The organism is Reichenbachiella sp. (assembly GCF_039944555.1).
Classification (GTDB): Bacteria; Bacteroidota; Bacteroidia; order Cytophagales; family Cyclobacteriaceae; genus Reichenbachiella.
In genome coordinates this window covers 20,802-35,280 of sequence record NZ_JBDUYN010000015.1, presented here as the reverse complement: position 1 = coordinate 35,280, position 14,479 = coordinate 20,802, and the positions used below count along the sequence as shown (strand labels likewise).

Annotated in this window: 9 protein-coding genes; all 9 read right to left on the bottom strand. The window is 41.7% G+C overall.

Annotated features, from left to right (window positions below):
* Nucleotides 1-85: 85 nt before the first annotated feature.
* Nucleotides 86-385, bottom strand: coding sequence for a hypothetical protein (locus ABJD64_RS21940; RefSeq protein ID WP_348181506.1), 300 nt, complete (start codon nucleotides 383-385; stop codon nucleotides 86-88).
* 185 nt (nucleotides 386-570) lie between these two features.
* Nucleotides 571-1,542, bottom strand: coding sequence for a LamG-like jellyroll fold domain-containing protein (locus ABJD64_RS21935; RefSeq protein ID WP_348181505.1), 972 nt, complete (start codon nucleotides 1,540-1,542; stop codon nucleotides 571-573).
* A gap of 60 nt (nucleotides 1,543-1,602) precedes the next feature.
* On the bottom strand, nucleotides 1,603-3,423 hold the full coding sequence (locus tag ABJD64_RS21930) for a RagB/SusD family nutrient uptake outer membrane protein (protein WP_348181504.1): 1,821 nt from the start codon (nucleotides 3,421-3,423) through the stop codon (nucleotides 1,603-1,605).
* Nucleotides 3,424-3,440: 17 nt separating this feature from the next.
* The gene (locus tag ABJD64_RS21925; protein WP_348181503.1) at nucleotides 3,441-6,926 is read right to left on the bottom strand and encodes a TonB-dependent receptor; all 3,486 of its coding nucleotides are present in this window, start codon (nucleotides 6,924-6,926) and stop codon (nucleotides 3,441-3,443) included.
* A gap of 146 nt (nucleotides 6,927-7,072) precedes the next feature.
* Entirely contained in the window at nucleotides 7,073-8,092 is a 1,020-nt protein-coding gene (locus tag ABJD64_RS21920; RefSeq protein ID WP_348181502.1) for a FecR domain-containing protein, read from the bottom strand.
* 40 nt (nucleotides 8,093-8,132) lie between these two features.
* Entirely contained in the window at nucleotides 8,133-8,336 is a 204-nt protein-coding gene (locus ABJD64_RS21915) for a hypothetical protein (protein WP_348195869.1), read from the bottom strand.
* A 97-nt stretch (nucleotides 8,337-8,433) separates the two neighbouring features.
* Nucleotides 8,434-9,012, bottom strand: coding sequence for an RNA polymerase sigma-70 factor (locus tag ABJD64_RS21910; RefSeq protein ID WP_348181500.1), 579 nt, complete (start codon nucleotides 9,010-9,012; stop codon nucleotides 8,434-8,436).
* Between the two features lie 164 nt (nucleotides 9,013-9,176).
* Nucleotides 9,177-13,208, bottom strand: a complete 4,032-nt coding sequence (locus ABJD64_RS21905; protein WP_348181499.1) for a two-component regulator propeller domain-containing protein — start codon at nucleotides 13,206-13,208, stop codon at nucleotides 9,177-9,179.
* Between the two features lie 153 nt (nucleotides 13,209-13,361).
* The gene (locus ABJD64_RS21900) at nucleotides 13,362-14,315 is read right to left on the bottom strand and encodes an NAD-dependent epimerase/dehydratase family protein (RefSeq protein ID WP_348181498.1); all 954 of its coding nucleotides are present in this window, start codon (nucleotides 14,313-14,315) and stop codon (nucleotides 13,362-13,364) included.
* Nucleotides 14,316-14,479: the final 164 nt, after the last annotated feature.

Below are 14,479 nucleotides of genomic sequence, written 5' to 3'. Positions count from 1 at the left end.
AATTAATTGTTTCAATATTTTATGCTTCAAAAATGCCCACCTCGGTTTCCATCATTAAAGAGACTTCTTGGTTAACACCTCCTACTTATTCAAAAAAAAACGGCAGTGGAACTAGAACTAAATGAGCCATGGATACCACTGCCGGACCTGTGTTTGTTGTTGTGTATTTTGTTTTATCAAAAGACCAGGTAACCTCTTGATCATTCATATTCTCGATTCTGTGATGATGGACTATAGGCGTGTCATTCGCCATCAAAAGAATTCTTGGTCCGGGGAGTCTCACCTCATCCAAATACCACCAATCAATGTTTATATTCATCCCATGTTTATATGGAATACCTTTCGGCATTCGTTCATCACACAAGTCCTCGAACTTACCATCCAAACGCCTCTCATTTTAAAGATGAGGCGCTTAGAAGACTGAATCAGCCGGTTTGAAAAGACCCCAATTTCTCACTTGATCAGGGCTTATCTTTCCATTTATAAAAGGATAGATTGTTAAAAGGAATCTGAGCACAAATGCTAGTTTTAAATGTCAGATGTAGATCATTCTGTGCTCAGATTTATAGTTTATTTGATTTCGCTTAAGGTTTTAACCTCTGCCGGAGTCAATACAACATCGAATATTCTTACATCATCCATATCTCCAACATAGAGGGAGGTTCCTAATTGAGACCCAATATTTACATCTGTTTCTCCGGTATTACCAGTATCCAATGTATTGCCAGCCACAGAGATATCTTCCACTCCATCTACATAGATTTTGACTACATCGCCATCAAAGGTATAGGCGACATGATGCCATTCACCGTCATTCACGGTAGTAAGTCCGGTATGTCCGCCTCCTTGAAATTCATATCGAAGATGTCCTGTGTTTTGAAGTTTAAAGGATGAACGGCTCAATGTCCCTACATTTCCCCAATGCACTAAACCTACGATGGCATCATTGGTCGTTTTCAGCCATAAAGCAGCTGATCTCACTCCATTTCCATTAATACCCGTGTAACCTGGAATCGTTAGTGCATTGCTTCCACTAAAAGTAAAAGCTCCGCCTCCTCCGGGTCTAATCGTATAAGAAGGCCCTCCAGCAGACGTAGCCGCGGTTCCTGTCAAGCCATCATTATTAAGATTTTCATCAAAATTCAATCTTACCTGAGGTTCGGTATCTATATCGATCACTGGAGGTGCCGTCACCACGATATGTTTCTCCATGAGGATTTCGTCGCCTCCAAACTCATTACGAACCGTCAAGGTCACGTCATACTCACCGGCACTCTCGTATACCACTGTTACGCTTGACGCATTGCTATAACTAGGTGTAGCACCCGGCATATCCCAAGTCCACAGCGTAGGTGTATTTGTTGAAGCGTCCGTGAATGTAACAGATGAACCAAACTCTATGGCCGTAGCACTTGCGGTGAGTGCACCTTGTGGTTTTAGAGCATCATTAGTCTCCTCCTCATCGTCAGAGCATGAGAAGCAAGATATCAACACGGTCAATAGCAACACTGTGTGTTTTGTATATTTTCTTAAAGCTTTCATATTATGATATTTTTAAACCAAAGCTGGAAAACCAGCTTTGGTCTGTGTTTTATTTTTTTATTACCAGCTTGGGTTTTGTTCCATGCTTGTTAATACTATCTGGTCTGCTGGCAGTGGAAATAGGTAATAATGTTCGGGGAATGCCGGAGGTGTCCCTGGTACAAGTTGCACATACCCAGAAGCAGCGTCGCCCTGAATAGGAACCTCGTTACTTACACTTGCTGCCGTAATCCACCTTCCAAGTTTAACCTCAGTAGCATAATCCATATTTTTCCATCTTCTCAAATCTTCCCGTCGGAAACCCTCTGCCATCAATTCGACAGCCCTTTCCCTTCTGATTTCGAAAAGAACCGGGTCTACCGACGGATCACGAGTAGGGTCAAAAGCTGCATCAATAGTGGCTACGGTCATTGCGGCCACTCCCCCTCTAGCTCTTAATTCATTGATAGTAACGTCCGCAACAGATTGATCAAATCGACCCAATTCGAACATGGCTTCGGCATGATTCACCATTATCTCACCCATCCTAAAGATTGGTGCATCAGCGCCATCCCTGGACGACGCTCCTGTATTGCTCTGATTATAATGTCTCCAAACTCGGTAACCTGAAAAGGTTCTATTGTATGGCGTTACTCCCAATTGTGTGAAATTAGGAACCGCCGGCACTACATTGCCAAACCAGTTCAGGTCGGGTAGGGTTTTGTGATCTTCATCACTGATGCTTTCATATACAGAAAAATATTCTTCATCAGCAGCGTTCCCTGTGGACTGCCAAGTGGTATTTGTTAGTCTGTCCACCCTATAGGGTGCTGGTGTCATGTAGTACAGTCTGCGATCACGATTTCTAAACTCGGCAAAAGCATCGGTATCCCCTTGAAACAGTGGGCTGTTCCATCGGGTCTGACCATCAGTACATAAGAACTTATCTACTCCTTTTCTAGTGATATCCCATGTTGAGTTTGATGCCCTGAAAGTGGTAGACATATTGGAAAAATTTTCCAGGTTATCATATTCTTTGAACAAAATAATACCGCTTACTCCTTTTAAGGATTCATTATTGTGTAGTTCATCAAAGTTTGGATGTAACGAAAAGTCAGCATCAGCCAACAGTTTTTCTGAAGCTGTAACACTAGCTTCTAAGTAAGTATTTGCATCGCTAAGACCATGATACTTTCTCCACGTGCCTTCGAATAGACCAAATCGAGATATCAATGCATTAACAACACTCGCATCCACTTCTCTTTTTTCTGAGACTACACTTGACTTTATATGCTCCTCGGCCCAGGTCAAATCCCTCAGAATATTGGCTGCTACCTCATCCCTGGTCGATCTTCCTCCGTTGAGGATAAGTGTATCCTGCTCAGTAATTGCTGTTTCCAACCATGGAACACCTCCATACATTTGCAGGAGGTTAAAGTATTCGAATGATTTAAAGAATAACCCTACACTGATCCAATGATCTTTGTCCACATCGTCTAAATCTGAGTCTGGAACATTCTTTAGTAAAAGGTTTGCTGACCTGATGTACCGGTAAGGGGTATTCCAACTAGCTTCGGATTCGCCGGGTATTACCATTCTATTCCAGATATAGGCAGACCCGTTGGTAAGAACTCCATTCTGGATCAAATCTGCGTCAGCTTCAGCATTGAGGCCAAAAACATTAGCACTAGGATGTGAGCTTCCGCTTATTTCGAATGTTTGGTTATGCGCTTGAAATCTCTCATAAAACTGCCACGCATAGGCTCTTACAGAATTGTTTGTACTAAACGTATTTGTTTCTGCCAATGAGGTTTCTGGCAATTTATCCAGAATGTCATCGTCGCACGCCAATAGGCCGAACAACGGCAATAGAAATATGATTATTTTATATTTAGTTTCCATCGTTGATATGATCTAAATTAAAAGGAAAGTTGAGCGCCGAAAGCTATGTTTCTCATCACAGGATAAACCGATACACTCTGGTCCGGTAAAACACCTTCTGGTAAATCCGTAAATGTGTGCAGGTTTTCCCCACTTACATAAATTCGTATTTTGGTGAAGTTGATCCGCTCGGCAATGGACTCCGGAAAGGTGTAGCCTACGGTAATATTTTTTATCCGTAAATAGGCAGCACTATAGAGGTACTTTGTTTGCACCTGCTGACTAAACCCGTAGTTGCCCCGGTCTCCCGGATTAGCATTGATATCGCCGTACATTCTGGGATAAAAGGCATCCTGGTTATCAGGCGTCCAATAATCTAACTGATGCTTGAATAAATTATCAAATTGGGATATATAAGGGAAATCCAAATCACCGACTATATCTCGATCTCTTTTGGCCACTCCGGTTAGGTTAAAGGATAAATCAAACCCCTTGTACGACGCATTACCGGTGATGGCGTAAATGTATTTTCTACGAGAATTACCGATTATTTTTCTATCTCCCGGATCTTCCAACGTATTACTTCCGGCATCAATAATGCCATCCCCGTCTTGATCTACGTACTTCACATCACCGGGAAACGGAACACCTTGAGTTGGAAAACCAGCAACCACACCATCTTTAAGCTGCCTGTTGACACCAGAGAGGTGAGCATCTAAGGTCCCTTCTACAAAGTCATCGACCGTATAAAACCCATCGGTCTCGTAGCCCCAAATCTCTCCAATGGTTTGACCCACATAAAAATTTGAAATTAACCCTGCAGGATTATCGTATTTCGTGATTTCTGTTTCATTATCGTAGACATTGAACTTTAGTCCATATTTGACATCTCCGATCTTATCCTTCCACCCTGCTACAAATTCCCAGCCTTCAGTTTGCAGATCAGCTGCATTGGTCACTGGAGCATTAGTACCTAAGATCGCTGGTAACTCTTGAGATGGAAGAAGCATATTAATGGTCTTATTGCGAAATACCTCAGCCGTCACTGACAATCTGTGGTCGAGTAGCGCCAGATCCACAGCTAAATTCGTTTTTTGCACGGTCTCCCAGGTAAAGGACGGGCTTACCAGTAACCCTGGCCTGATCGTAGTCTGCCGTTCGCCGCCGTCATTGAGCAACCAGGTTTCTGTAGGGTTCCATTGTGATAGATATGGATAGGCGTCTGCTCCGGCTTGATTTCCAATCTGCCCGTATGAACCTCTAAACTTCAGAAAGGATAGCCAATCTGTGTTGGCCAGAAAACTTTCATTCGTAACCACCCAAGCGGCAGATGCAGAAGCAAATAGTCCGAAACGATCATCTGTAGGAAATCTCGAAGATCCGTCGTACCTCATATTGCCTTCTATGAAGTATCGCTCTTTGAAATTGTATTGCAGTCTTCCAAAATAACCCAACACCGACCTTTCAACAAAGCTATCTGAGCCTCCAAAGGCCCCACTGGCCGCATCCACTGATGGAACATCTGTCGATAATAAGTTTAACCTGTTGGTAGAGAATGCATTTACAAAACTGGATTCTCTATTGTACCCGATCATAGCACCCAGATTGTGTACTCCATTTAGGGTTTTATTATAGTTCGCATAAAGATTAATCGCATATCTTTCACTTTCTGCAAAAGCCTTAGAAACAGAAGTACCATCTGGGTTAACCGTATTTGGCAAATAGGTCAACCGTCTTACGGTTGGCAATTGAATATTAACAGCTTGAGTCCTCGTATTGCCTCTTTCAAAAGTAAAGTCACTTGTCAATTTGAGACCTTCGATTGGTTCATAGGTTATCCTTTCTATGATCCTTGCAACATCTTCTTTCACGGTAGTATGTGGCAGCAGGCGTTCTAGATTATCTGGTGAATCAAAGGGAAGGGTTCTTCCATCTTCTAAAGTATAAAACCCGGTTGGCAGCCATACCGCTTGTTCTATGGCTTGTTGGTAAAACCCTATCGGGTTAGAACGATCTCCTCTTCTATAAAAAATGTTGGTCATAGAAGTCAGATTCTTTGCAATGTCCACATCCATATAGGCATTAACATTGTATCTGGAATACCGATCGTTGTCAGTCACTATCACACCATTTTCTTTGGCGTAGCCAAGAGAAACTCTATAGGCAGCTTTTCCGCTCCCTCCGCTAATATTCAGATCATGCTTTTGGTAGACCCCTCTATCATCAAGAAGCTGCTTAATTGGGCGTGTTTCAGTCAATGAATAATTGAAGCCGTCTTCATCCAAAACCACTCCCGTTGGATAGTTTTGAGGGTTGGCATCATAGTCATCCAAATAATTCTTCCATGTCTGTACATCCTGACCAGACCAGTAGTTATTTATTCCTATTTCATCCAGTAGGGTCACGAATTCCCTTACTGTTGCCTTTTCAGGCAATGATACAGGTGAAGAAATACTCACTGTACTTCTATAATCAAATTTAATTTCCTGATCCCGTTCAGGCTTTTTCAGTTCAATCAGAACCACACCCCAGGCTGCGCGTGCACCATAAATAGAAGATGCAGCAGCATCCTTTAGTACAGTTACAGCCCCTACGTCAGCAGGATTAATATCGGCCAGGCTCATTTCTACATTATCAACCAATACCAATGGAGGACTTGCACCATTGATCGTTCCTCTACCTCTTATTTCCAGGCTGGTTTGCGTATTTCCGGGCTGGCCTGACGCAGTGACTACATTCAAACCGGCAGCTATTCCTTGCAACGCCTGATTTAAATTCACTATGGGTCTACTGGCTATTTCTTCTCCGACTTTTACAGAAACAATAGATCCTGATAGATTTGATTTTTTTTGCGTCCCAAAACCCACAACCACTACTTCCTCAAGTGCCTGCGCATCGACGACCATCTGAACATCGATTTGTGATCGGCCTGCGATCTCAATTTCCTGGGAGGTATAGCCTACAAAAGATATGGTTAGCACTGCATCATCGGGAACCGTAAGTTTATAGTGCCCCTCGATATCTGAAGTTGTTCCTGTGGCGGTACCCTTTATTATGATACTTGCACCAGGTAATCCGACTCCTGTCTCATCTGTTATAGTTCCGGAAATATTCACATCTTCCTTTACCAAAACCTCTTTGGTAGAATGCTTGCCATGTTTTTTATTGACATCCACAAGTATGTTATCGTTCACTCTCCTGAACTTGAGCCCAGCCTGGTCAGCAATTACATGCAATGTTTCGCTCAAACTTCTCTCTGCCCGCTCCAGCGTCAGTCTTTTTAGAGGAAGATCTTTTTTGTAGTAAGAAAATTCAAAAGAAGTTTCTGACTCAATGGTCTCAAAAATCTCCAGAAGCTGGCTTTTTTCGAACCCGACTGTTAGGTACACTTCGTTTATACTCTTGCTTTTTTGTGCGTTTCCTTCGGATGCCAGTAGCACAGTGATAAACAAACACTGCACAAACACACCATATAGGGACATTTTTGAAAGCATGATAATTAGAGGTAAAAATTTTATTTTCATATATTTGAATAGTTAGTGGAACCATATGTTTCATTAATGCTTGCTCCAATGATTGAACTTCGACCATTCCAATTGTTTCGGTTCTTGACTTGGAGCTTCTTTTTTTATATTATTCTTAGGTACTGTCGTATGTCATTTGCTTCATCCTATTTTTGATTGAACTGAATTGTAATTGTCTTTCCATCTATTTTGTAGGTAAATTTTTTTGAGTAGCTCATGGCTAGGAGTATGCTCTCTAAACTCTCATGATGAAACTTTCCCGAGAACCTAACAGCTTCCCTTTCTGGCCTGTTGATCACTTCAATTTGAACACCATACCAACGTTCCAATTCTTTCAGAATATCGAGGAAATCTTCATCGTCGAATATTAGAGTACCTTCTTTCCACATGCCAGCCTTCACTACATCGAATTCGCTTTTTTCAAAGCTGTTGTTGCCTTTGCTATAGGAGATCCGCTCTCCTGGTTTCAGAAATATATTGGAAGAGACATTCTCGTGATGGACACTTTGATATTGATCTACTCTTACTCTTCCTTCTATCAAGGAAACAATCAAATTGTCTTCTTCCGGAAATGCCTGAATGTTGAAGGAAGTACCCAGAGCGGTTGTTTTGAGATTGCCGGAGGTTACTATAAAGGCTCTTTTTTTATCTTTTTTTACTTCGAAATAAGCCTCCCCCAAGAGTTTAACTTCCCGTTTGCTCACCCCATAATCTGAATCGTACGCTAATGTGCTCTCCGAATTCAACCAAACAGCGGTACCATCGGGCAGTTTGAAGCTCGATTTTTGACCAGCGACGTTAGATTTTTGTGTTATAGTCTTGTCTCCCTTAAAGATTTGTTGAAAAAAGCTTCCGTCAGATAGATAGAGCCAAGAACAAACGATAAAAAACCCTAACGACGCGGCTATTTTTAGAAGAAAACCATTGGTCAGCCACCAAGGCTTATCCTCGGATTCGATTTTTGACAAGACGGATTGTAAACGACCCTCCTCATGCGGGTGGCGTGTCTCTATCCGTGTACTTTCCCAACTTTCTTTCAATAGATTGTAGGTTTGAAAGTTCTCCTGAGATTCTTCAATCCAGCTGTTCAACAACTCCCTCTTGTGTGGATCCGATGTACCTGAAAGTACCTCTCCTATAATTTGATATATTTCTTCCTTGCTCATTTCAACTATCGCTGCATTTTGATTGACACAGGTCGTGCCATCAAACCCTACCCTGGTGATTAAAAAAATTGAAAATTTTGTTTCGTGTAGTTCTCAAGCTCTCTGCAAAGGCATTGTAGATTTGAAGGTTCTCTTTCGATTCTTCAAGCCAATGATTCAACAGCTCCCTGCGGCCTGCCTCAGAGCTACCGGATAGCACCTCCCGCATGATTTGATATATTTCTACTTTGTTCATTTCAATCATTACTGCATACTGATTGACACAAATGCCTCTATCAAACCCTACCTGATGTTTGAAAAAAGTCGAGTGGTTAGCGTGGGCTAAAATTTGCCCGGGAAGGTTATTTCAGGTTTTTAAGATTGGTGTTTGACCGCCCTGTGTAGCCTGTCATCTCCTGGCGAATACGTCTAAGTGCTGTCCCCACATGTTTTTCGACCATTTTTACCGAAATCTTCAACATGGCTGCTACTTCCTTATAGCTCAACCCATCATCTTTCACCATGCGATACACTAGTCCGCATCTTTCAGGCAAAGAGGATACTGAATGTTCCATAACAGATAGCATCTCTTTAGAGAGCAGTTGTTCCTCAGGATTTCTTGCGATCATTTTTATTTTCAAATCGACATTGTCAATGGACATAAACTGACGGTCTGAATTTGTACGAATCTGATTTAAGGAATGATTTTTAATAATAGTATATAGGTAAGCCTCCAGGTTTTTTACTCCGCTCAGCTTTTTTCGTTTTTGCCATATTTTGACGAAGGTATCGTCGACTACCTCTTCAGCCAGCTCGTTGGATTTAACATAGTATCGAGCCAAACCGAAAAGCTTTCCATAGTATTCATGAAACATCCTCGAGAACGCTTCTTTGTCTCCATGTTTGGCAATTCTAACAATATCGTCTCTATGAAAAATCATTGAGTTTTACTTCATTTCTTTAAATACAATGATCAGATATCTAGAGCGATAGGAGGGTAGAATAATTAATCTAGGAGGAGGAAAATTTGATCAAATCATTTTCTCATGGTCTCCTAATAGACAATTCAGATTGAATCTATGAAATGGTACGCTAGCGGAATAACTTATACTGTGGCCTTGAAGTCCGATACGTAATCAGAAGGCGTAGTACCGAAATAATTTTTGAAGCACTTGGTGAAATACTTGGCATCATTGAACCCTACTCGGTAAGCTGCCTCACTAATACCCAATCGCCCATCCGTCACAAGTTTTGCCGCAATCTTAAGCCGGGTGATTTTGATAATATCCACAATCGTCTGCCCTGTGATGGCCATGCACCGTCGATAGAGCACCGAATGGCTCATGCTCATTTCTCGAGCTATCATTTCCACTTTTAGTTCGGGATCTCCCAGCTGTTCGTTGATAATGCGCATAATCTCTTGTAAAAACTCTTCGTCTTCGTCTCGGGCCTCTACGGCAGCAGGCTCAGAAATGAGTTCTTTGCGGATGAAGCGCTCAGCGCTTTCCTTAGTCTCAAGTAGGTTTTTTACTTTGAGTTTTAGCACTTCTACTTGAAATGGTTTCGTCATGTAATCATCCGCTCCTATCTCAAGCCCTTCAATGGTGTGTTTTCCCGTCGTTCGAGCGGTAAGCAATAGTACCGGAATATGGGACACTTTGGAATCGTTCTTAATATAATGCGTCATTTCAAAACCATCCATTTCAGGCATCACAACATCACTAATGATTACATCGGGCACCTCAGACCGCGCCAGGTCCAATCCAATCGATCCGTTCTCTGCTGTAATGACATTGTAAGATTCTATAAAAATGCTTTTAATAAAGTCTAGCATCTGAGGATTATCTTCCACCAACAAAAGTTTGACTTGCTTATTAGCCGGTTCGATATTGACTGATCCATTGGCCCTGGTATCAGCAGCCATGGGGATCTCCGTCTGATCGGTAGATCTGTAGATTTTTTCATGCTCGGTAAGATGAGCATCTCCCAGATGTAATCTAACCTCAAATGTTGTACCCACCCCTTCAGCAGATGACACTTCGATTTCACCTTTATGAAGTTTTACCAATTCACGGGTTAGTGCCAATCCTACTCCATGTCCTTCTTCGGTTTGTTTTTCTGAGCGATAAAACATATCGAATACGTGTTCCAGGGTGCTATCATTCATACCAATTCCTGTATCAGATACAGCGATATTTAACGCTCCTTTTTGATAATTGAGACTTGGTGGCTCCACAGCGAGCGTGAGCCTGACCTTACTCTCCGACAGGCTATACTTGAAAGCATTTGATAGTAGGTTGAACAAAATGTGCTCAACTTTTTCATGGTCATACCAAAAATCTCCAATTTGATCAGGAAATTGATGTTCGAATTCAATGTTCTTTTGCCGCGCCACCTCACTGAAGGTAGCAATGACTTCTTTCAGCAAAGCGGTGATGTCCTGATTGGTTGCGCGTAGCTGAAGCTCTCCCGTTTCATTTTTGCGCAAGTCCATGATCTGCTCTGTCAGATTAACCAGTCGCTGCGCGTTGGATTGGACTATCGAAATATAATTAGTGGCCCTGTAATTGTCCTGAATCATTTCTTTGATTCTCTCTATAGGACCAAGTATCAATGTCAGTGGAGTTCGGATTTCGTGGGACATCTTAGTAAAAAAATCCAATTTCATATTGTTGATCTCTTTCTCCTTTTCCCTGGTCAGTTTTTCATATTTCCATTGGTTTTTGAGCTTAGCCCATTGATAAGTGTACCGATAAGATAAAAATAAAAGAGACACTCCAATAATCACAAACAAGGTATATGCCCAATTTGTACGCCACCAGGGAGGAAGGATTACTATGTTCAGGCTTTTTTCTTTGGCTTCTTTCTCTATACCTGCACTCAGTTTCACTTTAAAAGTATATTCCCCATGAGGCAGATTTGTATAGGTTGCTAAGCGGTCTTCTCCTGCCTGTTTCCACTCCTGATCAAATGGAAACAATCGATAAGACAAAGCATGCTTGCCGTGCGTGAGAGAGCCTAATGCAGTGAACCCGAAAGCAAAATTTGATTGAGTATGTTCAAGCTCAATGTCGGTCGCCAATTCCATACCCACCTTTAAGAGGTTATGATTATAGGTTTCATCTGAGTTGTTGATAAAAAGATCGGTGAAGTAAATGTCCGTATTTGGGGCTGGCAGCTCATTCAATCGATCTGGCCTCAATTTGTAAAACCCATTGATTCCTCCGAAATAGAGCAGACCTTCCGTGTCCTTAAAAGACGATCGCTTCATATAGCGGTTGATAATATTTAATCGATCCGAATAGGCATTGAGTACTTTGTCCTTTCCATTCCACTCATAGAGTCCATTTGTAGTACCTATCCAGAGACGATCCTTATCAGTGGTCTCCAGGATGGTAATGAAACCATTTTGAAAGGCTTCGTGCCTGAATTTGGACAGTATTTGATTGTCCGGGTCAATGAAAAACAAGCCATGGTTCTGTGTACCTATCCAAATCATTCCATCGTCTTGCAATCTCATCACCATGACATCATGTTCGAAACGACCAACTGAAGAGTCAGTTTTTACCTTGAGTGGTGTTGGTTTGGAAAGGTTTTGATCGATAACGCTTAGCCCTCGTCCCATCGTGCCAACGATGATCTGGCCATTTTTCCTCTGAGCAAAATCAATGACCACTGAACATGAAAGATCTACATCATAACTAAATACTTTAATAATATTTAGTGCTTGATCAAGTACGTATAGTGCCTTTTCGGTGCCCATCCAAATGCGACCTTCCTTGTCCTCAAAGAGACTCCGGATGTCTTCCCCAACACTTTCCTGTTTGTTTTCATGGGCAAGAGAATTAATTTTTTTAAACTGACGAGATTGATAATCGAAGTAGGAGAGTCCAAAATCATAGGTACCTATAAGAATATCACCGTTTCGCAATTCAATCATTTTCTGAATGTAATTGCCAATCAGACCTGGATGAGTAGTTTTAGAAAACCTTTGCGTATTACTGCCGGATCCATTTTGGTGTAGAACGATACCTTCCCCATCAGTACCTGCCCAGATATCACCACTGCTGCTTTTAAGCAAACTGAGAATTCGATAGGATCGCCCCTTTTCAACCCCTTTATAATAAGTCACACCATGGCTCTGGTTGATCAGGACGTTAACCCCCCCAAAATTATTTCCCATCCAATAGTTTCCATGCCTATCCTCTTTCACACACATGACCGATTTGGATGTAAGCGAATTTTCATCTGCAGGGTCTTGGTTATAATTGGTGAGTTCTCCTGTTTTTACATTTATCCTAGCCACTCCACCTCCATCAGTAGATACCCACAGGTTTTCTTTCGAATCCAGAAAGAGCGACAGTATAAAGTCTGATTCAAGCCGTTGACCGGAAGCCATTGATGTACTATACCTCTTGGATTTTTTTGACTTCGGATCGTAATAGACCACTCCCTGACGGCCTGTTGCAAGCCACAAACCGCCCTTTGAATCTTTAGTTAGTTGTTCAATTTGAGCAGGATTTATAGCTAATTGTACCTTTTGAATACCCTGTAAAATACTCCATTTGTACAATCCGGTAAATGTTCCAACCCAGAGTCCTCCGCTTTCGTCAGGTTCGACACTATAGATAAAGTCATCAACCTTAACTCGCTCAATAGCTCCAGTAGATAGGTTTTTAATAATTATAGCTCCATTCTTGCAGGTAACATAAAGGTTGTTTTTGTCGAGCTTTATCTCTGTGATATTCTGTCCTGACCCGTCGACAACTTTGGTAAACTGTCCGGTATCATAACTATAGGTATAGACTCCGTAAAATTTTACAGCGATCCAGACCGTACCGTCATCATCCACCAATATGTTCTCCACCACATTGTTGGCCTCGGGCGTACCAATGCTTTCCAGGAAACTCACCTTTTCGAATCGATGCCCATCGAATCTATACAAACCATTGCTAGAGGCTACCCAGGCAAATCCAAGGTGATCAAAGGCAATATCTATTACCCGCTGAATAGGCGCTCCGTGCGCCTTTGTCAAGTGCATAAAATAAGGTGTGCCTTCTTCTTGTGCACGAAGAACTGACATGGGCACAAGTAGCCACGTAATTAGAAGGCAAAACCAGTTTAATCGATTCATCATTGTTTATCAACAATTTCGTGGCCGCCAAATTTAAGCACTTACGGCCTACAAGAACTCATAAAAAGGTTAGGGGCCATTTGCAAAATTATATCTTCTACCAGATAGCTCTTTGTTTGGCAACAATCGACAGTTATGTCTACCCTAATGCAGTCATTAATGAACTGCCTCTTTTGCATATTTTAATTTGAGATTTTCAATCATATCGGCTGTCATCGAATCCAGATCATAGGCAGGCACCCAGCCCCAATCTGCTCTGGCACGAGAATCATCAATACTTTGCGGCCAGCTTGCCGCTATGCTTTGTCTAAAATCCGGGTCATAACTGATTTCAAAATCAGGATATATTTTCTTTATGGCCAAGGCTATCTCTTTTGGAGAGAAACTCATTCCGGCCAAATTGTAGGAAGTCCTGGTTTTGATGTTCTCTTTTGGCGCTTTCATCAATTCAATGGTGGCCCGAATGGCATCGTCCATATAGATCATTGGCAACCTGGTGTTTTCTTCAAGAAAACAGGAGAACTCCTTTCCTTCAACCGCCTTATGATAAATATCTACCGCGTAATCTGTAGTCCCTCCACCTGGCAAGGATTGATAGCCAATAACACCCGGATAACGTATGGACCTCACATCCAATCCATATCTTTGAAAATAGTATTGCGCCCAATTTTCGCCGGCGGCCTTGCTAATTCCATATACTGTAGATGGATTGAGAAAAGAGGCTTGTGGTGTGTTTTGCTGGTCCACCTCGCTACCGAATACTGCGATTGAGCTAGGATAGAACACTTTCTTAACACCATTCAGCCGTGAAACTTCCAACACATTGAACAACGTTTTCATATTAATATCCCAAGTGCCCAGAGGATTTTTTTCTCCATTTGCAGAGAGAATAGCTGCCAAATGATAAATCTCCTCAATCTTATACTTTTTCACAACCTCTTCTATACGGTCAGCATCAGTAGCATCAATGACTTCAAATGGACCGGATATCTGATCCAGCATTCTCAAGTCAGATCGAACCACCTGATCATTTCCGTAAAGGTTACGTAGCTGCTGGGTCAATACGGTACCTAGTTGTCCTCCTGCACCTATGATTAAAGAACGTGCCATGATTATTAGATTTGGGTTAATACTTAACACTCATATTCCATACAATCATAGCACATATTCATTTCATTGTAAATATCTTCAGTAATAATAGCTGCTAACTGCTAATTATACCATACTTATTACTTTTACACATATATTGTTAAAACACAAAAAGTAAAACTTAC